Origin of the sequence: Parapedobacter defluvii, assembly GCF_014642075.1 — a bacterium.
Taxonomy (GTDB): Bacteria; Bacteroidota; Bacteroidia; order Sphingobacteriales; family Sphingobacteriaceae; genus Parapedobacter; species Parapedobacter defluvii.
Genome location: NZ_BMIK01000002.1, coordinates 240,555 through 264,254, shown reverse-complemented (window position 1 = coordinate 264,254; position 23,700 = coordinate 240,555). Strand labels below are relative to the sequence as shown.

Genomic DNA, 23,700 nt, shown 5'->3' with positions numbered 1-23,700 from the left:
AAGGTAAGATATGAAACATACACGTATAAAGGATTTATTGAATGCAACGGAATACGGGCAACAGGTAACCGTAAAAGGATGGGTTAAAACATTTCGGAACAATCAGTTTATAGCCATCAACGATGGATCTACCCTCGGCAACATCCAAGCGGTGGTAGATTTTACCCGTACCGATGAAAACCTGTTGAAGCGGATTACCACCGGCGCAGCCATTGCGGTTTCCGGGCCGCTGGTAGAATCATTGGGCAAGGGGCAACGGGTCGAAATCAAGGTAGAGTCGCTCGAAATACTCGGCGACAGTGATCCGGAAAAATTTCCGTTGCAGCCCAAGAAACACAGCCTCGAATTTTTACGTGAAATCGCCCACCTACGGTTCCGTACAAATACCTTCAACGCGATATTCAAGGTACGCAATGCATTGTCTTTTGCCATTCATCAGTTCTTTTTTGACCGTGGATTTGTGTATATGCATACCCCGATTATCACGGGGTCTGACGCCGAAGGTGCGGGCGAAATGTTCAAGGTGACGACCCTGGATTTTGACCATACGCCGAGGAACCCGGATGGTTCCGTTGATTACCGGGAGGATTTTTTCGGCAAGCCTACCAATCTGACCGTATCCGGACAACTGGAGGGCGAATTGGCTGCCATGGCCTTGGGCAACATCTATACATTCGGGCCGACGTTCCGTGCGGAAAACTCAAACACCACGCGTCACCTGGCGGAGTTTTGGATGATTGAGCCGGAAATGGCCTTTTACGAACTGGAAGATAACATGGATTTGGCAGAGGAACTTCTCAAATACGTTATCCGATTTGCCCTCGACCACTGCCCCGATGAAATCGAATTCCTCAGGAACAGGCTACTGGAAGAGGAAAAGGGTAAACCCCAACAGGAGCGCTCGGAGATGGATCTCGTCACGAAACTCCATTTCTGTTTGGACAACCAGTTTGAGCGGATTACGTATACAGAAGCGATCGATATATTGCGCCAAAGCAAGCCCAATCAAAAGAAACAATTTAAATACCCCATAACGGGTTGGGGTACTGACCTGCAATCTGAGCACGAACGGTATTTGGTAGAAAAACATTTCAAGAAGCCGGTCATTATTACCGATTACCCGGCAGAAATCAAATCATTTTATATGCGGCTCAATGAGCCGGATGACCAGGGACGGCAGACCGTTGCTGCCATGGACATCCTGTTTCCCGGCATTGGCGAAATGGTAGGCGGCTCACAGCGCGAAGAGCGATACGATAAGTTGGTGCAACGTATGCAGGAACTGGGTGTTCCGACCGATGAAATGGACTGGTTCCTGGATACCCGGCGTTTTGGCACCGCCCCGCATTCGGGGTTCGGTGTCGGATTTGAGCGGCTGGTCCTCTTTGTTACAGGTATGACCAACATCCGCGATGTAATTCCTTTTCCGCGTACGCCAAACAACGCGGAGTTTTGATGGTTTAATTAGCACACAGATGACACAGATTAAACGGATTTACGCATCCGTGTCATCTGTGTTCAATTGCTGAAACGATGTTAATACGTATCTATGAAGAGAATCCGAATCCGAAAGCCATCCAACAGGTAGTGGACGTGCTGCGCAGAGGTGGCTTGATTATTTACCCAACGGATACTGTTTATGGCCTGGGCTGTGACATCAACAACCACCGCGCAATTGAGCGGGTGTGCGAACTGCGGGGCATCAAGCCTGAAAAGGCAAATCTGTCTTTTGTCTGCAATGACCTCACCAGCATTGCGCAATACACCAAGCCCTTTGATACCGCAACATTCCGGTTGCTGAAAAAGGCGCTTCCGGGTCCATTCACGTTCATTTTTAATGCCAGCGGACAGGTACCCAAACTATTGAGCTCGAAGAAAAAGACTGTGGGTATCCGCGTACCGGATAATGCCATTGCCCGGGAGATCGTGCGTGAGCTGGGCAACCCCATCGTATCGGCCTCCATCCACGACGACGACGAAATCGTGGAGTACTCCACGGACCCGGAGCTGATTCACGAAAAATACGGCAACCAAGTAGACCTGGTCATCGACGGAGGCTACGGCGGCAACGTTGCCTCTACGGTGGTGGATGCTACTTCGGGTGATTTCGAAATTGTCCGCGAGGGAAAAGGCGATTTGTCCCTTTTTTTGTAAATTTGGGCATTTCTCACGAGATTACCCATCCATGCGTAAACAGATCAAACAATTTTTTGAAGCCGACTCGGCCAGTGGCATGACATTGTTGGTGTTTCTGGTTATTTCCCTGGTTATTGCCAATTCACCCCTGGGCTCCGGTTTCGAATCGTTACTTGCCCATCCGGTAGGAATCGAGACACCGCAGGTCCATCTCCGGTATAGCATCCTCCAATGGATAAACGATGGCTTAATGGCTGTGTTCTTCCTGATGGTCGGCATAGAGATAAAACAAGAGCTGGCACATGGCCAGCTTTCATCGGCTAAGAAAGCGTCACTTCCCTTCTTTGCCGCACTGGGTGGCATGCTGATACCGGCAGGCATTTATTTACTGTTTAATATGGGCACTGAAACCGCTCACGGCTGGGGCATTCCGATGGCAACGGATATTGCGTTCGCCATTGGCATTCTTTCGCTATTAGGCAAACGTGTACCGATTGCACTGAAGGTATTTCTGACGGCCCTGGCAATCGTGGACGATCTCGGAGCCATTCTGGTCATAGCCATCTTTTATACAACTGATCTGGCAGCAAGTTATTTGCTGTATGCACTGGGAATTTTCCTGCTGCTGACTTTTATGAACCGGATGGGCCTGAAATCCATTTGGCTATACCTGATTCCAGGGTTATTTATTTGGTATTTCATCCATCATTCCGGCATACACGCTACCATCGCCGGCGTACTTACTGCTTTTGCCATTCCGATTCGGGGTAGAAATGGCGGCCCCTCTCCGATCCAACAGGTTGAACACGCCATCAGTACTCCCGTCAATTTTTTCATTATGCCCTTGTTTGCCCTCGCCAATACCAATATCCGGTTTGAAAGTGGAATGGTAGAAGGACTTACCAGTCCGCTTGGGCTCGGAATTATCGCCGGATTATGTATAGGCAAACCTTTGGGCATCACCCTTCTATCCTGGATTGCAGTCAGGCTGAAGGTAAGTGAGCTTCCCAAAGGCACACAATGGACCCAACTGCTCTCCATTGGATTGATTGGAGGCATCGGTTTTACGATGTCGATATTCATCGCGTTACTTTCTTTTGAAGACCTCAATCATCAGACAGCGGCTAAATTTGCCATTTTGGTCGCGTCGATATTCTCCGGCAGTATTGGATATGTTATCCTCAATCGATTAGGGCGCAAGTATACGAACCAAAACAGCAACTAGTGAATACACCGTTTTTAGCGTTAACCGACGTAACCGTGACGAAAGAGGGGCAACCCGTTGCCAAGAACCTCAACTTCAAAATGGAAAGAGGTCAACAGTGGGCCATTACAGGATATCCCGAAGAGTCAAAACGCCTGCTTCTGGAAGTATTTACCGGGCGTACCCCGATTACCCGGGGTATCGTTCGTCATTATTATGCGGATGACTACCTGGCGCAACCCGAAGATGGCACCTACCGTAACCACCACGACCTGGTCTGTTACGTCCCTTTCCACCATCATTTTCGCAGCAAAAGCAACGTGCAGAACTTTTATTACCAGCAACGGTTCAACAGTACAGAGGCGGAGGATGTTGCCACCGTAACCGAGTACCTACACAGCATTACGTCCAAGAATCCGGTAATCACCTGGAAGACCAACGATGTGATGGAACTGCTGGCGCTTGACCCGCTGGCCGACAAAAACCTGATTAAATTATCCAACGGGGAAACACGGCGGCTCATGATTGCCGCCGCTCTGGTCCGCAATCCCAGGCTGTTACTTCTCGACCATCCACTCATTGGGCTCGATGTGGAAACACGGCATCGATTGAATGGAATTCTGGACACCATTGCCAGGTCCGGTACACAGATCATCCTCGCTACCACTCCAGAAGAAATCCCACCGTGTATCACACACGTTGCCGTAATCCAGGGAGATACCGTCATCGCGCAAGGACCCAAGCGTGAAATCAAGTGGTCCCCCCCCGAACTGGCTACTTCCCAATCCCAGCTGCACCAGTCATTACACGGCCCTATCCGTAGGCTGCTCGAACCCCGCCCCCCTGAAGACTCCAAGGTGGTTGTTGAGCTGAAGAATGTAACGGTACGTTATGGAGATAAGCTCATCCTGGATGGAATAACCTGGCGGGTGGCTACCGGTGAAGCCTGGGCCTTGCAGGGTCACAACGGCGCTGGCAAATCTACCTTGCTCAGCTTGATTAACGGCGACAATCCACAGGCGTACAGCAATAATATTACGCTATTTGGGCGAAAACGCGGCTCGGGCGAAAGCATTTGGGACATCAAAAGACAAATCGGCTACGTGTCACCGGAGCTACACCAATATTTTCCCAAAACCCAAACGGCATTGCAGGTAGTACTTTCGGGATTTTTTGATACGGTTGGACTATTCCGGAAAGTAAGTGCTGCACAGCAGGAAACAGCTCTTCAATGGCTGCAGCTTTTTGGCATGGCCGATACTGCTTCCCTGCGTTTGGCACAGCTGAGTCCAGACCGGCAACGGCTGTGCTTGCTCGCCAGGGCAGTAATCAAAAACCCGACACTGCTCATTCTCGATGAGCCCTGCCAAGGCCTGGGACCGCAGCACCATGATTTTTTCAAAAATTTAGTCGACGAGTTACATCGCATCGTCGGTACAACGCTCATTTACGTAAGTCACTATGCCGAAGATATCCCCGCTTGTGTAACGAAGTATATCCGATTGGAAAAAGGGAAAATCGCAGAAAAAACAGACAGACATGCCTGACTACAGTCACCAGTTAAGCCAATACATGCCCGCGCTTGCTGCGCCGGTTATTTCCCGATGGATTGTTGATAGCCGATGTCTTTTCCGCATCAGCAAAAGCCGATCGTCCAAATTGGGCGACTACAGGGCGCCACATGGTAAACATGGACATCGCATATCCGTAAATCACAATTTGAATCCTTACGCTTTCTTGATTACGACCATCCACGAGTTTGCCCATTTAAAAACTTGGAATAACCATAAAAATAGCGTAAAGCCCCATGGACAGGAGTGGAAAACCCATTTCGGCCAACTTATGCAACCTTTTATCCAATTGAGGGTTTTCCCCGGTGACGTCGAAGCGGCCCTGATTCGCTATCTGGCTAATCCGGCTGCATCAAGTTGTACGGACCTGGGATTATTCCGCGTATTGAAACGATATGATATCCAAAGCAATGGTATCCAAGTTGTGGAGCAATTGCCAGAAAATGCTATTTTTTCCCTCAAAAACGGCCGTGTTTTCCAAAAGAAGGAAAAAATCAGAAAGCGGTACCGCTGCATTGAGCTAACCACACGGCGCATCTATCTTTTCAGTCCGGTTGCCGAAGTAACGGTGCTGGAATCTCCAATTAATTCCGTAATTTTAGCACGTCATTCATCGTAATGGCAACAACAGCCCCACTATCGAGTTGGGGATGGTACTAACATAAACAACTAAAAAACTATGTACACCGGGATCAAACACCTGCATTCAACTTTGGCTTATGTACTACTGGCCGGATTGGTTATTTCCATTCTTTACGTCTTATTCGCTTACCTGCAAAATAAAGGGTATAACCGTAAAATGGCATTGTTAGGACTCATCTGTGCGCATCTGCAATTGGTCGTTGGTTTGATCACCTATTTCGTCTCACCTTATGGCATTAAAAATGCATCAGGAGCCGCAATGAAAGATAGCGTAGCCCGCCTTTACTTTCTCGAACACCCCCTCATGATGCTGGTAGCCGTTGTGCTGATTACCGTCGGCTATTCACGGGCAAAACGATTGCCAACCCCCAAACAACAAAATGCAAGTGTGCTGATATTTTATATCATCGGATTGATTTTGATTCTTTCCCGCATTCCGTGGCATGCCTGGCCAAGCGGACTGGCCGGCTAGTAGCAGCGTCGAAAAAATGTGTTAGGTTTTTTTGAGGAATTTCGTTATCTTTATCCTGTATTTGCGAAACGCCGATTATAGTTATAAGCTGGCCCCTGTATTTCTGTTGACATATTAAGCAACGACTTGACTTATGAACCGTTCCTGTTTGAAATTTCATTTTTATCACACAAGGAAATGTAAATTTTAAACAGGATAAGCTCCATCTGACCGATGAAATAAAATTATTTACAGATGAAAACCGTTAAGCACATCCTCAACAACAAACCAGCCGTCGTCTATTCGGTATCCCAAGATGTTTCTGTACTGGAAGCATTAAAGATGATGATGGAAAAAAACATCAGTGCATTGCTGATCATTGAAAACGGGGCATTACGGGGCATCTTTACGGAAAGGGATTATGCCCGCAAGATTATTCTACAGGGAAAATCCTCCAAAGATACGCCCATGTATGAGGTGATGACTCCTAATCCGCATACCATCTCACCGCATGAAGCCATTGATCATTGCATGCAGCTGATGACCAATCATCATTTCAGGCATCTCCCGGTTGTTGAAGGAGATACAGTGATCGGTATGCTTTCTATCGGTGACTTGGTCAAATACATCATCGAAGACCAGCAGCAGACCATCAACCAATTAGAAAATTACATTAATAGTTAGCAGGTTACGTCATCGTCCTATTTCATAATCCGGAACACCACGCGGAAGACAATAAACCAACCGAGGGCGAGCAGGATATTGGAAATGGCGGATAGCAGTGCTGAATCCTGTAAGAACCGGAGGAAGGTACCAGCCAACCCGATTGCTACAGCAATAGCCAATGTTACATAATAATGGGTTTGATTTGCGTTGTTATCGGTTTTTCTCGGAGGTGTTTTTTCTAATGCAGTTGCCATATAAATAACATTTGCGCCAAAAGTACAAAAAAATATCTCAAAAAAACTACGAATACACGAATTAACACGAATCATCTAACAAACGAATCATCTGACAAACACGGATCATTTATAACCATCTGTGCATTCGTGGCAAACATCAACTGCTATCGATTAATACCCCCGCTTCCGTGGCTATTCGTGTAAACTTAAATTACTATCTTTGGCATCGTAAAATAACCTCAAAACAAGTAACCTACAGAAAATGGCTTTACAAGATAAAATAGATCAGGACATTAAGGCAGCCATGCTGGCCAAAGACAATACCCGGCTCCGCGGCCTACGCGCCATCAAGGCAGCCATACTGCTTGCAAAAACAGAAAAAGGACCTGCCGAGGCACTCACGGAAGACACCGAAGTTAAAGTGCTGCAGAAATTGGCCAAACAACGACGGGAGTCTGCGGAGATTTACAAACAGCAAAACCGTGACGATCTGTATCAGATCGAAATAGAAGAACTGGAAGTAATCGAAAGCTTCCTGCCAAAGCAGCTCAGCCGTGAAGAAGTGGAAAGTGCCGTCAAACAACTCATTGCTGAAACGGGTGCTTCGGGTCCGAAAGACATGGGCAAGGTGATGGGATTGGCAAACCAGAAACTCGCCGGAAAAGCAGACGGCAAAACCATTTCCGAAATTGCCAAGGCCTTATTAACCGAGAATTAGCTGTTGTCGGCAGTCGGCTATCAGCTGTCGGCAATCGGCTGATAGCTGATAGCTGATAGCCTAAATCACCTTTCGGCTTCCGATTTCCTTATCGCGCTCATACGTAGAAATGTGGCGCTCTTTTTTGCTTTCGAAGATATCGTCAATCGTAATCATGATGCCGGTTTCCTCTACCGTACCAAATTCGTTGTTCTGGGCGGTACCAAACGTTTTCATGGTAGAAGATAGATTCATATAGGTATTGATCAACGGGGGGATGTTTTCCCCCAGTGCCCGTATCCGGGTATTGAGTATTTTATATCCCTCCTTATATTCAAGTCCTTCAAAAAGCCGGCGGAAGTGCGTGGTATCACTAAAATAGCCGAGAGGTCTGATCGGCCAAACCAAATTTTCGTTATCCGGAAAATAATGGTGCATGAAATAAATCAACAGATCTCTTGCCTCCTGGTTATAATGCGGATACATGGTTACCTTTCCAAACAGGTATTTAACGTCGGGGTTGAGTTTTACCACGGCGCCCAACCCATCCCACAGATTGTCAAGTGAAAACAATCCTTTCCGGTTATCCTTTCCTGGCTGGTATTTGGGTTGCACAAATGAACGCCCCAATTCAATGGTGTAAGGTAAGTATTCGCGAATGAATTTGGGCGAAAAATGAAAATAATGAGCGGTGGATAAGTTGATTTCTCCGTGGCTGTTTGTTCCTACATCCTTACATTTAATCAGCCGGTATCCCGCGATGATTTCCTCGTCTTCTGGGTTCCAGGCAATCAGTTGGTCATAAGCATCGGCACAGGTATCGTTATCATCCAAGTCGAGATCCAACCCCGTACCACCTCCGGCCGCGCGAAAAGTCAGTTCCCTCAATCGTCCGATTTCTCTTACCGTGTTTGGCGCATTGTGATGATTTATCAGGTAAATTTCGTTATTCCCATTGTTGGTATACCTGACAAACGCCTCCTGAGTAAGCTCCGTTTTTATGAGACTGCGGTCAACAGGTGCTATTATTTCTTGCATATAGTTAGTTTTCAGGGGCTAAGTCGTAAACCAATTGTTTTATATGCCCAGCCCACTCTCTTTCACTTTTAGAGGCGTCAAAATAAGTATAAGAAATTGGTTTTCCTATACATATGGTTACTTTTTTGTTTTTCTGCGCAAACATTTCATCTGCAAGATAAAACATTTCAATGTTAGCCTTGATTCCTATAAATTCCCTGAAACGGGCGAAATTATAAAAAAAATTAGAATTTTTTCCTTCGATGTACACGGGCACAATATCTTTCTGATATTTTTTAGCCTTGTTGATAAAACTTTTTTTCCACTCCAGGTCCTCAATCCTGCCCTTTCGCTTGCGGGATACCAGTCCGGCTGGAAAAACCAGGAGCGCATGATCGCGCGCATAGGCTTCCTCAATTTGCTCCATCCCTTTACGACCCTGTGTTCCGTGTTTGTTTACTCCCACGAATAAGGGTTCCAGGTTCTTGATGTTCAACAGAATGTCATTCACCAAAAATTTGATATCCTGTCTGTATTTGCCCAGTGCATGCATGAAGGCAATTCCATCCAATCCGCCCAGGGGATGGTTCGAGGCAAAAATCGCTCCTCCCGTAGCCGGAATATTTTCTTCGCCGCGGAGTTCAACAACGACACCCAGTTCTGCAATCAATGCATTCACAAAATCAAGCCCATGCAAGTGTCCTATGTTGGCCATCACCTGGTTGATGTCCTCTTCATGCACGACTCGTTCAATGTAACGCAGTAAGAAGCGAGGTATCCACTGGAGGAGTCGCGGGTTTTTCTTCCGGATAACCTCCCTAATAACAATGTATTTGTCTTTATCTTCCAAAACAGCGTATGCGATCAGCAGCCAAAAGTAGTAAAAGTTCGTGTATTGTCATTCGTTTGTTTAATTACCTTCTAAAATCATCAATATGTGAAAAAAAACGCAAAACAGTCGTGGTTGTCAACAAAACCGACTAATTTTGACAAGATTAAACGATTTGACATTTTACTCGTTTAATAAATAAAGAGCTTGGAGAGCAGTCATGAATATCGGTCAAGTCATTACAGAAGGCAATTATGCGATCAATCCGACGGATAGCATCCGCTATACGCTGGATAAAATGGCCGACCTACGCCTGACCCAATTGCCGGTGGTAAAAGACGATCTGTTCCTCGGATCGGTATCTTATGAAACCTTAGCAGGTCTTACAAACGTCGATCAAAATATCGAGCAGGCCGATGTGGCGTATCTGCAAATTCATCTCTATGCCACCCAGCACATTTATGACGCCCTACTCTTTTTTCAGATTTATCAACTTGATCTCTTAGCCGTTGTGGATGAACAGCATACCTATTTAGGGGCCATCACGCCACTTGAGCTGGTCAGCACATTGAGCCAAACCATGTCTATTCATCAGCCCGGAGGCATTATTGTGTTGGAAATGGGATATCGCGACAATGCACTTTCACACATCGCTCACATTGTCGAATCGGACAACGCACAGATCCTGAATTCTTATGTACAAACTTTCTCGGATTCCTCCCGGCTGGAGGTCACCATCAAAGTCAATAAATCGAATATTTCATCCATCGTATCTTCGTTTTTACGGCACGATTACACCGTCAAAGCTACGTATAACGACGAGAATAGCCGCGACAACTCCCGCGACCGCTACGAGCAATTGATGAACTACATCAACATGTAAAACTATGAAGATAGCGGTTTACGGACGGGAATTCCAACCATCGGTCATCCCTTATGTGCAGCACCTATTTGACGTATTGATAGCCCGAAACGCCGAACTGTGGATATACGAAGATTTTCAGCAGTTCCTGGGGCAGCAGATTACCTTTTCTGGAGCATTCCATAATTACTCCAGCCGCAGCCAATTGCCGGAAGATATCGGGTTTATGCTGAGTCTGGGCGGTGATGGCACTATGCTGGCTGCGGTGTCCATCGTGGGCGACTCAGGGATTCCCGTTGCGGGTGTCAATCTCGGGCGACTCGGTTTTTTGGCAGATATTAACAAAGACGATATCGACACTGCCATCGAGGCCATTTTCCAGGGCGAATACAACATTCAGAAACGGACGCTGTTATCGGTATGGTCCGAGCAGACGACACTCTTCAAAGGCAGTCCCTTTGCATTAAATGATATTACGCTGTTCAAAAGCGACAGCTCGGCAATGATTACGGTAAGTGCGTACCTCAACGGTGAATTACTGAACGCGTATTGGGCAGACGGGATCATTGTGGCTACTCCTACCGGATCAACCGCCTATTCACTGAGCTGCGGCGGCCCCATTATTGTGCCTGGTAGCGGCAATTTTGTCATCACGCCCATATCACCGCATAACCTCAATGTGCGGCCTGTGGTTCTTTCGGATGACATCGAATTGGAGCTGCAAATCGAAAGCCGGAGCGGCAAGTTCCTCTTATCCTGCGATTCACAAACAACTTCGGTTTCTACAGATATCCGGCTCAAAATCCGTAGGGCCCATTACCAGGCCAATCTGCTACGGCTGAAAAATTACAGCTATTTTTCCAACCTGCGCAACAAGTTGCTTTGGGGACTTGACGCCCGGAATTATTGATGGAATGCGGATAATCGATGGAACACGGATAACGCAGGTTTGGCGGATTTACACGGAGCCCTTTACACGTGAACGAAAATAGCTATCTTTATCCCCTTATAATTTAGACGACCATAGCGTGCTTCGAGGACTATTGACGTTATTCATCGCTTTCCAATTTATGAATGCCTGCGCGCAGGAATGGGAATTCGGTTTACAGGGAGGCAGCTCGGGTTACATGGGCGATCTCAATCCCGAAAATCCATTGGCGTTCAACGATTGGTCGGCAGCAGCGTCCGTTAAATACAACCTCGACCATACCTGGGGCCTACGGGGCAATTTTGCTTACGCGAATGTGTTTGCATACGACGGTTATTCCCGCTTCGAACAACGGCGTAATCGTAATCTCGGCTTTTTCGGTGCAGTGAAAGAAGCGGCGCTGCTGGTAGATTTCAATTTCTTTAAATGGCTGCCCCAACGGGGTAGGATTGTTTACACGCCGTATATTTTTGCAGGGATTGGGGGCGTGCGGTTTAACCCGAAACGATATGTATCCGATCAATCGGGAGCGATTCATACCGCTATATTAAGGGATTGGCAAACGGAATACGATAGATTGTATAACAGCACACCTTACGGCCGATATGCTGTGTCCATCCCTTTTGGTGCTGGATTCAAATACAACCTGAGGGGTTCGTGGTCCGTGGGAATTGAACTTGGATATCGGCTGACTTTGACCGATTACCTAGATGATGTCAGTGGCAATTATGGAACCTTTCCCCCAAAAAAAATCGACCCAGGGATTTGGCGAGCCCTTGCTTACGGTAATTCTCCCAATGCCCAGCCGGGAAGCCAACGCGGCGACGGCCGTCCGTATGATTCGTTCATGACCATTGGTATTACCCTCTCCTACACAATCTTCAAAGGAGGATGTCCGGAATGGCAGTAAGTCCTCAAAAAAATCTTAACTTTGCCCTGAATTATTGAATGGATAGTAAAGAAATTATAGACAGGGCCCGGTTACCCCAACACATCGCTGTTATCATGGATGGCAACGGGCGATGGGCCAAAGAGCAGGGTAAGTTACGTGTATTTGGCCACAAAAACGGGGTAACTGCCGTTCGGGATACCGTGGAAGGAGCCGTTGAAATCGGTGTTAAATACCTAACACTCTATGCTTTTTCCACAGAAAACTGGAACCGCCCAAAGCTGGAGGTTTCTGCCTTGATGGAGTTATTGGTCAACACCATCAACAAGGAAACAAAAACACTCATGGACAACGGCGTACGGTTGAATGCCATCGGCGACCTTGGTAAATTGCCTTCCAGATGCCACAAACAACTGTCTGAAGCCATCAAAAAGACGGCTGAGAACCAGCAATGTACCTTGACACTTGCGTTGAGTTACAGTGCCCGTTGGGAAATCGTCCAAGCCGCCCGCAAACTAGCGATAGAAGTCCAGCAAGGCCGCCTCCATCCCGATGAGATCGATGAAAACCGTTTTGCCCAATCGCTTGAAACGCATGATATACCTGATCCGGAACTGATGATCCGCACCAGTGGCGAACAACGAATCAGCAATTACCTATTGTGGCAGCTGGCTTATGCCGAGTTATATTTCACGGAAAAAATGTGGCCGGAATTCAGAAGAACCGACTTATTTGAGGCTATCCTTGCCTACCAACGGCGCGAACGCCGCTTCGGATTAACAAGTGAACAAGTAGTGAGGTAGTGGTGGGGGCCGGTGGTCAGTGGTGGGGGGCCGGTGCCGGGGAGCCGAATTGCTGAAAGCCGATAGCCGATGGTTTGATAACTGATAGCCAACACAGAATAGCTCAAAAAAAAACCTTTTAACAAAAATTAACAACTGTTTGACGTACTTTAGCGGCAATAAATTAGATAGATGAAGCGAATACTCTTTTTTGTACTCATTACCATATTGGCAGCAGAGACCACCCTAGCCCAACAACGCGGTAGACCTGTGGATGATTCGGATGAATTCAGCTACCTCAATCCGCAGAATTATATCATTGGCGGGATAACGGTAAGCGGCACGGAATACCTCGATAATGATGTGCTCATCACCATTTCCAAACTGGTTGTGGGGTCACGAATTGAAGTGCCGAGCGATGCTACCTCCAACGTGGTAAAAAACCTGATGTCCCAAGGCTTGTTTGATGAAGTAGAGCTCTATGCCGATGCCATAAAAGGAGATTCCATCTTCTTCAACATCCACGTAGTGGAACGCCCACGCCTTACCCGGATTGACATTGAAGGTCTTAACAAGACCCAAACCGAGGAAGTACGCAAAAAACTCAACGAAAATACCGGAAAAATCGTCAATGAAAATCTGATGAATACCACCCGGAATACCATCACCCGCTATTTAAGTGAAAAAGGATACCTGTATCCCGAAATCACCATGGCTCCGGTAAAGGATTCCGCCCAGGTAAACAACCAGATTCTGGTGGTCAATGTAGACAAGAACCGGAAGGTGCGCGCACACCGGATCAACTTTACCGGCAATGAAGATTTTTCGCAACATCAACTCCGTAAATTTTTCAAGGGTGTACGTCAACGTACGTGGTGGCGGATTACCGGGCCCGGCAAATTTAAGCAGGATAAATACAAAGAAGCCAAGGAAAAGCTCATCGCCAAAATGCACGAACGCGGCTACCGGGATGCAGAAATCCTACGGGATACGTTCTACAAGTACAACAACCGCAACGTCATTGTGGATATTGACTTATACGAAGGCTCCAAATATTATTTCGGGAACATTACTTGGCAGGGAAATGCCAAATATTCTGACTCGTTGCTAAATGTTATCCTCGGCATCCAAAAAGGTGAAGTATTCAGTGAAGAAAAACTGACTACTAAACTCATGGGACCAACCCGCAACAGCGATGACGTTTCTTCACTGTATCTGAACGATGGATACCTGACCTTTACCGTAGACCCGGTACAGACCAAAATCTATAACGACACCATCGATTTGGATCTGCGCATCTATGAAGGTGCCCAGTTCACAATAAACAACATCATCCTGAAGGGCAACGACGTAACCAATGACCGGGTGCTGCTCCGTTCCATTTACACCAAACCGGGGCAGAAGTTCTCAAAAGAGCTATTAATGCGGAGCACACGTGAAATTGCACAACTCGGCAATTTTGACGAGCAGAAAACCAATCCGGTACCGACAAATCTGAACCATTCGGACGGAACGGTTGACATTGAGTACACCGTGGTGGAAAAACCCTCGGATCAGGTAGAACTGTCCGGCGGATTCGGCGCCGGTCAGGTGATCGGCACACTGGGACTTTCATTCAACAATTTTTCAACCCGGAACTTTTTTGACAAGACTGCCTGGAAGCCACTTCCACGGGGCGACGGACAGAAACTAAGTCTACGTGGACAAACCAGTGGCAAGCGCTACCAGTCGTATAGTTTCTCCTTCTCGGAACCCTGGTTGGGAGGCAAAAAGCCCATTTATTTCGGGGTCAGTGCGTATACATCGTCTTCCTCGTTCGGCGGATTCGATTACTGGACCGGACGGCAGATTGCAGCGGACAAAGACCTGAACCGCATCTGGATGAACGGGGTGACCGTCAGCTTGGGTAAGCGCCTGCAATGGCCCGACAACTATTTCCAACTGAACTACTCGGTGGGATTCCAGCAATACAAGTTACAGAATTATCCCGGGTTCCTGTTTGAAAACGGAACATCCTATAACATTAACCTCACCCAGGAAATCAGCCGTAACTCGGTCGATGCTCCGATCTATCCAACGTCGGGATCGCACCTACGGTTAACCATCCAGGTGACTCCCCCCTATTCGTCGTTTAATAACGTCAACTATCCCACAGCGCCCAACGAAGAGCGTTACAAGTGGACGGAATACCACAAATGGAAATTTGATTCCCAGTGGTACACGCGGATTACCGGTAAATTAGTGCTGAAAGCGCAGGCCCAATTCGGATTCCTGGGTACCTACAACAGTGTTACCGGCCAATCGGCTTTTGAGCGTTTCAAACTGGGTGGAGACGGTATGATGGGATTTGACTTCCTTCAGGGTTCTGAAATTATCGCAATGCGGGGCTATGCCAATGGCATGGTTATTCCTGACGGTGCGGATGTAAACATTGCCCGCAATTCAGGGAGTCCCATCTACAATAAGTACCAATTGGAACTGCGCCACCCGGTTATGCTGAATGACCAAGCTACCGTATTCGTACTGGCTTTTGCGGAGGGCGGAAATACGTGGAACAACTTCCGCGATTTCAATCCGTTCAAAGTTCGCCGTTCAGTAGGTGTAGGCGCCCGCATCTTCCTGCCTATCTTCGGTTTGCTGGGTATCGATTACGGCCATGCGTTTGATCCGATACCGGGTGTAGATGCCGGTCAATGGCGGCAGAATTTCACATTCAGTATCATGCAGCAGATGGGAGGATTTAACTAATTAAATAAAAAAATGGAATTACTTTTGCAGCGATATTCCAGAAATCAAAATATGTACTAAAATGAGCATGAAAAAAATAATAGGTGTAATAGCATTGACCGTGATGGCATCATCGGCGACATTTGCCCAACGGTTTGCCTACGTAGATACCGAGTACATTCTCAAACATATACCCGAATACCTCGCCGCCCAAAAACAATTGGATGCACTATCTGTCCAATGGCAGGAAGAAGTAGATAACCGGTTTGCCGACATCGAAAAGCTTTACAAAGCTTACCAGGAAGACCAGGTATTGCTCAGCGAGGAAATGCGCCGGAAAAGAGAAGACGAAATTGTGCTCAAAGAGCGAGAAGCCAAGGAGTTTCAACGTCAGAAATTCGGTTTCGAAGGAGACCTTTTCGAGGAGCGAGTAAAACTGATCCAACCCATACAGGACCGGGTAGCCCAGGCCATACAAGCTATCGCAACCGACCAGAGTTTGGATATTGTACTTGACAAAGGCAGCGAAGTTACTTTTCTTTACGCCAATCCCAAGTTGGATAAAAGCAATGATGTTATTACGCGCTTAGGATATAAACCCGATCCTTCACTTGCAGAAAAATGATTCATTTCGTATCATTGCGCTGTTTAAGAAAATTAGTAACTTACAAATAAAAACTGTATAATTCACAAAGCAGGGCTCGGAAAACAGGCCCCACAACAATGTAAAAATCAAAATGAATAGCATGAAAAATTTGTTAAAAGGTGTAGGGATCGTTGCGGTGCTGTTTTTATCAACCGGACTCGTTAGTGCGCAGCAGAAAATCGGGCATGTCAATTCCAATGACATTATTCAATCGATGCCTGAATTCAAAACCGCTCAAACGGAATTTGAAAATCTCCAAAAGGCCAAAGAAGGCGAATTACAGCAAATGGGAACGGAGCATGATAAAAAGCTCACAGAAGCCCAAACCCTGCAACGTAACCGGAGCGAAGCGAATAAAGACTCGATAGATAACAAACTGCAACAAATAGGCACAGAATTGCAGGAAATTGCGCGACGCATTCAAGAAGTACAGCAACTTGCTCAAGAGGACTTACAGAAGAAGCAAGAAGAATTATTTGCACCTATCTTCCAAAAAGCAAATACAGCCGTTCAAAGTGTTGCAAAAGAAAAGGGATACGCATACGTATTTGATATCGCCAACTCGGCTATTCCTTATTTTGCGGGAGGCGATGATCTGACTACGGATGTAAAGACCAAATTGGGCATCACTTCCACAACGCCGGCAGCTACTCCATCGAAGTAACAGGCTAACAGAAAAAATATAAAAATATAGCGAATGAGGTCGTCTCAAAATAATGAGACGACTTTTTTTATCTTTGATCTTTGACATTGTGGAACTTCTAAAAAGTATACTCATTTTGCTAGTTGCTGTTGAGCACTTGTACATTCTTTGGATAGAAATGTTCGCTTGGGAAACCGCCGGAAAAAAAGCTTTTGGCGGCAGCTTACCGGATCATCTTTTTACACCAACGAAGAAATTGGCTGCTAACCAGGGGCTCTACAACGGCTTTCTTGCTGCAGGTTTAATTTGGTCATTACTGATTAACGATGCGATATGGAGTCAATACATCGCTGCTTTTTTTCTGTCGTGCGTCATTATCGCAGCAGTTTATGGCGCGATCTCCGCAAGCCGAAAAATACTCATTATCCAAGGATTGCCCGCTATTGCTGCACTAACGGCGTTATGGTTGCTCTAAGCACTACTTAAAGTATCACCAAATCTTCGATCACTACCTGCCCCACGTGCTCATTCATACGCCCAATAATCTGGGAGCGCATCAGCAAAAGTTCATGCTTGATGACGGATGATTCTACCTTAACAAACAACTTCCGATCACGGATGTAGAGCTGTTTGGTACGGTTAGCAATGGCATTGCCCATCAATTGCGGCCAAGCAGCTATCAACGCAGTCTCGTCAAACCTGCGCCGCAATTTGTACACATCAAGCATCTTTTCAATTGCCTCTTTGATGGTTATATCGTCACCTCTGCCACTCATATCCTTTCGAATTACTGTACGGTGCCGTGACTGATTTCATAAACCCGCACCTTTCGGTTTATTTCTTCAAAGATACGGTTTATACGGACCGCATCCGTATCGGTGAGAAATATTTGTCCGAAATCATCGGCAGACACCATTTGCATAAGCTTGCGGGTGCGGTGATCATCCAATTTATCAAAGATGTCATCCAGCAATAACAAGGGCTTGAAGCCTTTCTGTCTATATAAAAAACTATACTGTGCCAGTTTCAATGCAATCAGGAAAGATTTCTGCTGTCCTTGGGAACCGAATTTCTTGAGCGGCATATCCACGTGGATGGTAAATTGCAGATCATCCTTATGAATACCTACGGTTGTACGCTCCAACGCCCTGTCCCGATCCAGGTGTTGTTTCAATAGCTCTGCAAAATTACCGCCCATCAATTGGGATTCGTAAGTCAAAGAGACACTTTCAGCTGTTTCCGTCAGAAAGCCGTAGTGCCTGTTAAACTCCGGGATAAACTCATCCATAAATGCACGTCGTTTCTCAAAAATCGGCAGCCCCAATTCGACCAGCTGCGCATCCAGGACATCCAACAGACCTTTATCCAATACTCCACCCCGGGAGGCCTGCTTTAGCAGGCTGTTGCGCTGCATAAGGCAACGGTTATAAGCAATTAGCCGATCAAGATAAGGGAGGTCGGTCTGTGAAATCACATTATCGACAAAGCGGCGGCGCTCCTCGCTCCCCTCGGTTACAATCGCCGAATCGTTTGGAGAAATCATGACCAACGGAAACTGGCCGATGTGGTCCGCCAGGCGGGTATATTCCTTCTTATTCTTTTTGAATTGCTTTTTTTGATTTCGTTTCAGACTGCAGGCTACCAAATCCAGCTGTCCATCCTTATCAAACTCCCCCTGCACCATAAACCAGTCTTCTCCCTGTTTGATTTGCTGGGAATCTACAGGATTGAAATAACTTTTACAAAGTGAAAGGTAATGGATGGCATCCAGCAGATTGGTTTTCCCGGCTCCATTGGCGCCTGTAAAGGCATTTACTTCGCGGGTAAATTGGAGCGTGGCCTCCGTATAGTTTTTGAAATTAAGGACAGACAATTTTTTCAGCCACATACCTGCAAAGGTAAGGTTTTTGATGGCTATTCCGCAGACGGCTTGATTTCTTCAAATTCCACAAATTCCCCTGCCTTTTTTGCTCCCTTTGATTGGTTTTGGGGCGGCACATAGTCGATACGTATCTTGCCGTCGGGCTGACGGGTACCATGGTTACGATAGGGCGCATTCCGTTGTTGGTACGGCTGCTGCGCATTGTCCATTACCTTCTGAGCCATCTTACGCATTGCCCAAGGGAAGATCAGCCGGAACACAATACGTACCAACCATAAAACGGCGATTGCTATGAATAAAAATTTCAGTAACCCCATACGTACACAAACATACGTAAAAAAGGATAAGATTTATTTACTGTATTTGTTTTTTTACGAACTTTTTAACGATCCATTGACAAAAACCCACCGTATTTATTGAGCCGCGTCCTTCCCCGATTTGTTTTTCGCTTTGAGAATGGCCTGCTCAAGTTCCACCTGCCGCTGCGTACCGATGATGTACACCAGCCCGTCCCGGTCGGTCAACCACACGGCGTCTTTCCCTCCCGCATAAAACTTAATCCGCCCCTTTTGATGCAGGTTATATACCGGATTGTTGATAAAGAACTTACTGTAGGGTTTACGCTCAATTTTCACAATGCTATTCAGGTCAATTTTGACCAGGCGGGTAGTCCATAAACCGCTGAGTTTTACACTCCCCTGTTCTACCGTAATGCGGTATTGAAGCATATACATCATCACAATGGACACAAATATGATCGCACTTCCCACCAATAGGAACAATTGGCTTTCGCTTTCCCGTTCGATGTTGATGTAGTATGCGATAAAACAAAACAAAGCCAGTACCAGCCGCACACTCACCCAACCACGGTCACGGCCCAAATATTGATTTTCGATGTATATCGGTTTTTCTCCCATGGGTTTAAAAACATGCTAATGTAAGCACTTTTTTGGTTTTGCCCGTAATTTTATAACGATCGTCCATCCGATAGGGAACCACCCACAGGATATCGCCATTGCCGTTGGTCACTACAGGCACTGTATGCTTGCGGTGTACTGGAATTTTCAACGATACAAATAGATCGCTCAATTTCTTATGTCCCTTCATCCCCAAGGGCCGAAATGCATCCCCCTCTTGCCAGGACCGGATAGACAGTGGAAATACGATTTTATCCGCATCAAATTGCGCGATGTGCATTTCCGCTTGGATACGCTTGTCTTCCGATACATGAGATTCGAAACGGCATGTCCCCCATTTTACCGCTGCTCCCGGCCGCTCAAGGGCAGCAATCGGTTCATGTATTGCCTTTTTTGGGGTAAGGATTACCTCTTCGCGGTCTACATACAGCACATAGGATGACGAGGCAAACTGTTTACCTGATATCCCCGTCCCCATTAATGTACCGGCTAAGTCGCTCATTACGGCATCCGTAAAGCCAAAGGGCTTAAATAACTCGTACATCAGGAACTGCTGTGGTTCCAGGGTTGCCAATGCACGTTTACTCATGCGCCATTCTCCCTCCTTATATTCGGCAAAAAGCTGTTTGCGCAATTGTTTCACGTGGTGCTGTAATACGGTGTAGGCATCCGCAAAATGGGCCATACTTTTCGCCAAGGTTACTTCCAGGTCTGGATTGAGTTCCTTTAACCGGGGGATAACCTCCATACGGATTTTATTGCGGGCGTATTTGGTGGAGAAGTTGGATAAATCGTCCCGGTATTCCAGTTTATTCTCCTTTACGTATGCTGCGATTTCATCTGCGTTGAGAAAAAGCATCGGGCGGATAATGTGGCCACGCTTGGGCTGTATACCGCATAGGCCGGCCAACCCTGTCCCGCGCACCAGGTTAAGCAATAAGGTTTCCACATGATCGTTGCGATGTTGGGCTACCGCAATGTATTTGTAGCCTTGCGATACCCGGATGGTTTCAAACCAAGCATAGCGCAAATCACGCGCTGCCATTTGAATGGAAATACCGTGTTTACGTGCATACGATGCTGTATCGAAACGGGTTACATAGAAGGGCACATTCAATGTCTTTGCAAGTTCATATACCAACGCCTCATCCGCATCGGATTCCTTCCCCCTTAGCTGAAAGTTGCAATGCGCAAACCCCACGGCATATCCCGACTCGACAAACAGCCGGGCCATCATCACCGAATCTTTGCCTCCACTCACCGCTATTAAGATACGGTCATGCGGCTGGCACAGTGCTTGCTCTTGGAGATATTGGATAAATCGCTCCGGTACGCTCATAGGGCCAAAGGTACAGGTTATCCAACAAAAAAATCATCCATATAAGGCGCATTTTATCTAAGTTTGCTCCCGTGAAGAAAAGCCTGCTGCTCATATGCCTTTCGATGTTGGTTTCCTCCTTCCTGCATGCGCAGCAGCGGGACGAATTGAGGCTTATCTCTTCCTCACACAGCCGTCTCAGTGCGTCCACCGGCAACATGATGAATTACCGCCCGGTATACGAACACCATGGCTCCACATTATCGGCAGATAGCGGCTACGTATACAGCGACGACGAAGAAAAGCAATACTTCGATGCATTTGGAAAGGTCATCATCACCCAACCCAATGGTACGGTCATTTTTGCAGACAAACTCCACTATGTAGCGGAAACCCAGCTGGCCACCCTTACCAATAACGTACGCATGGTAGACGGAAATTCGGTATTGACCACCAATTACCTCACATACAACATGAAAAATGGTGTGGGAACTTATACGGGAGGCGGCCGGATCGTGAACACAACCGATACCATTACCAGCCGGAACGCCACGTATTTCGACAATTCCAAAGACGCCTATTTCCGTTATGATGTAGTGGTTCGCACGCCGGATGTCAAAATATATACCGATACCATGCGGTACAATTCCGTATCCAAGGTCACCTTTTTCTACGGTCCCACCAATATCAAAGGAAATGAGGGAGAAAATCTCTACACAGAACGGGGTGAGTATAATACGGAAACCGAACAGGCATGGTTTGACCGCAACAACCTGTATACTTCCGGAAGCCGGTTTTTACAGGGTGACAGTTTGTTTTATAACGGTCAGACCGGCAATGGACGTGCCGTGGACAATGTGATATTCATTGACACTGCCGATCAGTTCTTTGCCTATGGCGGCGTGGGATTGTACCACCGGGGCGACGAATCCATCACCATGACCCGGAATCCATTGGTCATGACCGTAACACGGGCCGACAGTGTTCGGAAAGACAGTACAGCAGTAGACAGTACCGTGCTAACGCGTACCGCCTTGGATAGCACAGCGGTGGACAGCGCAGCCATGGACAGCCTGAAACACCCCGCGGGTGACCGGCCTTCCGTCGATACCATTTATATGACCGCCGATACCCTATTTTCTCAGGTCATTCCGCTGAAGGACTATATACCCAAGGTCTTTGAGCTTGACCGCGAAGGCGGGGCGCTTGACGAATATGAAGACGAAGATTACGGCGAAAATTTTGATGAGATGGAGGGAATGGATGCCGACACCACGGATTCCCTGATAGTTGCCCCTCCCGGTGACAACCCGGAGGAGTTCCCTAAGGACTCAGTAGCAAACCAGCCCGATTCGTTGGCGAATGTTTCAAAAGCTCCACCTGACAGCACCAAGGCGTTGCCGGACAACGGCGCAGTGAGGGTAGACACCGCATTAGCCAACGTTTCGCCTAAAACCGATTCGGCACTGCTCAAGACACACATCAAACGGGTAGAAGCTGTACCGTTGCAGACTCAGGCAACCCACGATGTGTTAGCACGCAATCTTGCCGCAGACAGTGTGTTGCGTGCACAAGCCTCAATACCCACCGGTGGCGAGGCAGATAGTCTGATGGCGGGTGCCGTCGCTGCAATTTCGCGCCCTCCCACTGATACGGTAACGATGGATCCGCTTGCCAGCGATACGGCCAAAACGCGTATCATCAAAGCCTATTACAACGTGAGGTTGTTCAAATCGGATCTCCAGGCAGTTGCTGATTCCGTGTACTATGGGTATCCCGATTCGATGATGCGGTTTTTTGGCAAGCCCATGATCTGGGCCCAAGGTTCGCAGATGACTGCGGATACCATCTATATGCAGATCCGCAACGAACAGCTGGATAACATGCTGCTGGTAAGCAATGCCTTTATGGTAAATACCCAATTGGATTCGACCAAATATAACCAGATCAAGGGCAGACGGATTACCGGATTTTTTACAGACAATGCCTTGGAACGGATGTTCATCGACGGGAATGCCGAAAGCATCTACTACATTGTCGATGAGAAACGAAAAGCTTATACAGACATGTACCACAGCCGCAGCAGCCGTATCAAGATATTGGTGGACAGCAACCAGATTACCCACTTTATCCCGATCCGGGGCATTGACGGCAAAGTATATCCCCTTAATCTCGTTCCCCAAGAGGAGGAAATATTGGAAGGTTTTGTATGGAAACCGGGCGACCGTCCGACATCCAAGGAAGACCTGCTCGCACGCCGGCGACCACCTGCCGATGCCGATACGGTAGTTCCGGCCGATACGACCCATACAACCGATGTGCCCTCCGGCCGCGCCATACAGGAGGAAGAACCCGATCCTCCTACCACTGATACGACTTCGAACGAAACCGAGCGGGATTACTCCAGTATCCATCTGTTTCGCTTGAAAATGCTCAATAAATCTCCGGAGCTAGTTGCCCGGGGATGTTACTCATCTTCGATTGGCCCGCTGTTGCAGCAACGACTATCCGAGGCCGATCGGCGGAGCCTGACCGTCAGGAGGCCGTGGCTATGCACCGCACCTTTCAGCACTTCCTTTGCCACTGGTACACCCGTTGGGCATCCGCGGCCAACAGGCACCGTATCCTAGCGGAGTCTGCTGGCAGTCGGAGTGCGA

At 47.3% G+C, this 23,700-nt stretch carries 25 protein-coding genes; 17 read left to right on the top strand and 8 right to left on the bottom strand.

The genetic code is table 11. The features are described 5' to 3' along the window. The first annotated feature begins 10 nt into the window (after positions 1-10). From asnS to IEX60_RS04905, 7 genes are all read left to right on the top strand, one after another. On the top strand, positions 11-1,456 hold the full coding sequence (gene asnS / locus IEX60_RS04935) for an asparagine--tRNA ligase (protein ID WP_188748053.1): 1,446 nt from the start codon (positions 11-13) through the stop codon (positions 1,454-1,456). A gap of 77 nt (positions 1,457-1,533) precedes the next feature. Continuing rightward, a complete protein-coding gene (locus IEX60_RS04930) occupies positions 1,534-2,154 on the top strand; it encodes an L-threonylcarbamoyladenylate synthase (RefSeq protein WP_188748051.1) in 621 nt (206 codons plus the stop codon). A 31-nt stretch (positions 2,155-2,185) separates the two neighbouring features. Next, a complete protein-coding gene (gene nhaA, locus IEX60_RS04925; protein WP_188748049.1) occupies positions 2,186-3,361 on the top strand; it encodes a Na+/H+ antiporter NhaA in 1,176 nt (391 codons plus the stop codon). Beyond that, on the top strand, positions 3,361-4,887 hold the full coding sequence (locus tag IEX60_RS04920) for an ATP-binding cassette domain-containing protein (RefSeq protein WP_188748047.1): 1,527 nt from the start codon (positions 3,361-3,363) through the stop codon (positions 4,885-4,887). Before nhaA ends, IEX60_RS04920 begins: the two co-directional genes overlap by 1 nt. After that, positions 4,880-5,530, top strand: coding sequence for a SprT-like domain-containing protein (locus IEX60_RS04915; protein ID WP_188748045.1), 651 nt, complete (start codon positions 4,880-4,882; stop codon positions 5,528-5,530). Before IEX60_RS04920 ends, IEX60_RS04915 begins: the two co-directional genes overlap by 8 nt. A 60-nt stretch (positions 5,531-5,590) precedes the next feature. After that, a complete protein-coding gene (locus tag IEX60_RS04910; RefSeq protein ID WP_188748044.1) occupies positions 5,591-6,025 on the top strand; it encodes a hypothetical protein in 435 nt (144 codons plus the stop codon). A 234-nt stretch (positions 6,026-6,259) separates the two neighbouring features. Next, positions 6,260-6,688, top strand: coding sequence for a CBS domain-containing protein (locus IEX60_RS04905; protein WP_188748042.1), 429 nt, complete (start codon positions 6,260-6,262; stop codon positions 6,686-6,688). 17 nt (positions 6,689-6,705) lie between these two features. On the opposite strand, the gene IEX60_RS04900 is transcribed toward IEX60_RS04905, so the two are convergent. Continuing rightward, positions 6,706-6,924 carry a hypothetical protein gene (locus tag IEX60_RS04900; protein ID WP_090622961.1) on the bottom strand — a complete coding sequence of 73 codons (219 nt, stop codon included), beginning with the start codon at positions 6,922-6,924 and terminating at the stop codon, positions 6,706-6,708. Positions 6,925-7,168: 244 nt separating this feature from the next. Here IEX60_RS04900 and IEX60_RS04895 point away from each other — a divergent pair, with 244 nt between their 5' ends. Beyond that, positions 7,169-7,624 carry a GatB/YqeY domain-containing protein gene (locus IEX60_RS04895; protein WP_188748039.1) on the top strand — a complete coding sequence of 152 codons (456 nt, stop codon included), beginning with the start codon at positions 7,169-7,171 and terminating at the stop codon, positions 7,622-7,624. 60 nt (positions 7,625-7,684) lie between these two features. Here IEX60_RS04895 and glsB read toward each other — a convergent pair whose 3' ends face one another. Continuing rightward, positions 7,685-8,641 (bottom strand): glycine N(alpha)-acyltransferase GlsB, encoded by a 957-nt coding sequence (gene glsB / locus IEX60_RS04890; protein WP_188748036.1) that lies wholly within the window; start codon positions 8,639-8,641, stop codon positions 7,685-7,687. A gap of 4 nt (positions 8,642-8,645) precedes the next feature. Next, positions 8,646-9,470, bottom strand: a complete 825-nt coding sequence (gene glsA / locus IEX60_RS04885; RefSeq protein ID WP_188748034.1) for a lyso-glycine lipid O-acyltransferase GlsA — start codon at positions 9,468-9,470, stop codon at positions 8,646-8,648. Between the two features lie 199 nt (positions 9,471-9,669). Here glsA and IEX60_RS04880 point away from each other — a divergent pair, with 199 nt between their 5' ends. The 8 genes from IEX60_RS04880 to IEX60_RS04845 all read left to right on the top strand — a co-directional run bounded on the left by IEX60_RS04880 (position 9,670) and on the right by IEX60_RS04845 (position 17,401). Beyond that, entirely contained in the window at positions 9,670-10,332 is a 663-nt protein-coding gene (locus tag IEX60_RS04880; protein ID WP_188748032.1) for a CBS domain-containing protein, read from the top strand. 4 nt (positions 10,333-10,336) lie between these two features. Continuing rightward, positions 10,337-11,221, top strand: a complete 885-nt coding sequence (locus IEX60_RS04875; protein WP_188748030.1) for an NAD kinase — start codon at positions 10,337-10,339, stop codon at positions 11,219-11,221. Positions 11,222-11,339: 118 nt separating this feature from the next. Continuing rightward, positions 11,340-12,149: a type IX secretion system protein PorG gene (porG, locus tag IEX60_RS04870; protein ID WP_188748028.1), complete on the top strand. Its 810-nt coding sequence runs from the start codon at positions 11,340-11,342 to the stop codon at positions 12,147-12,149. 38 nt (positions 12,150-12,187) lie between these two features. Beyond that, the gene (gene uppS, locus IEX60_RS04865; RefSeq protein ID WP_188748026.1) at positions 12,188-12,931 is read left to right on the top strand and encodes an undecaprenyl pyrophosphate synthase; all 744 of its coding nucleotides are present in this window, start codon (positions 12,188-12,190) and stop codon (positions 12,929-12,931) included. A 171-nt stretch (positions 12,932-13,102) separates the two neighbouring features. Next, positions 13,103-15,658 (top strand): outer membrane protein assembly factor BamA, encoded by a 2,556-nt coding sequence (bamA, locus tag IEX60_RS04860; protein WP_188748023.1) that lies wholly within the window; start codon positions 13,103-13,105, stop codon positions 15,656-15,658. Positions 15,659-15,725: 67 nt separating this feature from the next. After that, a complete protein-coding gene (locus tag IEX60_RS04855) occupies positions 15,726-16,262 on the top strand; it encodes an OmpH/Skp family outer membrane protein (RefSeq protein WP_188748021.1) in 537 nt (178 codons plus the stop codon). Positions 16,263-16,383: 121 nt separating this feature from the next. Continuing rightward, positions 16,384-16,947 (top strand): OmpH/Skp family outer membrane protein, encoded by a 564-nt coding sequence (locus tag IEX60_RS04850; RefSeq protein ID WP_188748019.1) that lies wholly within the window; start codon positions 16,384-16,386, stop codon positions 16,945-16,947. Positions 16,948-16,999: 52 nt separating this feature from the next. Further along, the gene (locus IEX60_RS04845) at positions 17,000-17,401 is read left to right on the top strand and encodes a DUF1304 domain-containing protein (RefSeq protein ID WP_229717422.1); all 402 of its coding nucleotides are present in this window, start codon (positions 17,000-17,002) and stop codon (positions 17,399-17,401) included. A 7-nt stretch (positions 17,402-17,408) separates the two neighbouring features. Here IEX60_RS04845 and IEX60_RS04840 read toward each other — a convergent pair whose 3' ends face one another. The 5 genes from IEX60_RS04840 to tilS form a co-directional block, all read right to left on the bottom strand. Then, entirely contained in the window at positions 17,409-17,702 is a 294-nt protein-coding gene (locus tag IEX60_RS04840) for a DciA family protein (protein WP_188748017.1), read from the bottom strand. 11 nt (positions 17,703-17,713) lie between these two features. Next, a complete protein-coding gene (gene recF / locus IEX60_RS04835) occupies positions 17,714-18,814 on the bottom strand; it encodes a DNA replication/repair protein RecF (RefSeq protein WP_188748015.1) in 1,101 nt (366 codons plus the stop codon). A 26-nt stretch (positions 18,815-18,840) separates the two neighbouring features. Further along, on the bottom strand, positions 18,841-19,125 hold the full coding sequence (locus IEX60_RS04830) for a DUF4834 family protein (RefSeq protein WP_188748013.1): 285 nt from the start codon (positions 19,123-19,125) through the stop codon (positions 18,841-18,843). 96 nt (positions 19,126-19,221) lie between these two features. After that, positions 19,222-19,725: a hypothetical protein gene (locus IEX60_RS04825; RefSeq protein ID WP_188748011.1), complete on the bottom strand. Its 504-nt coding sequence runs from the start codon at positions 19,723-19,725 to the stop codon at positions 19,222-19,224. 4 nt (positions 19,726-19,729) lie between these two features. Further along, complete coding sequence (gene tilS / locus IEX60_RS04820) at positions 19,730-21,064, bottom strand: tRNA lysidine(34) synthetase TilS (RefSeq protein WP_188748008.1); 1,335 nt, start codon at positions 21,062-21,064, stop codon at positions 19,730-19,732. 71 nt (positions 21,065-21,135) lie between these two features. On the opposite strand from tilS, the gene IEX60_RS04815 reads away from it, so the two are divergent. Beyond that, complete coding sequence (locus IEX60_RS04815) at positions 21,136-23,673, top strand: OstA-like protein (RefSeq protein WP_188748006.1); 2,538 nt, start codon at positions 21,136-21,138, stop codon at positions 23,671-23,673. The last annotated feature ends 27 nt before the right edge of the window (positions 23,674-23,700 follow it).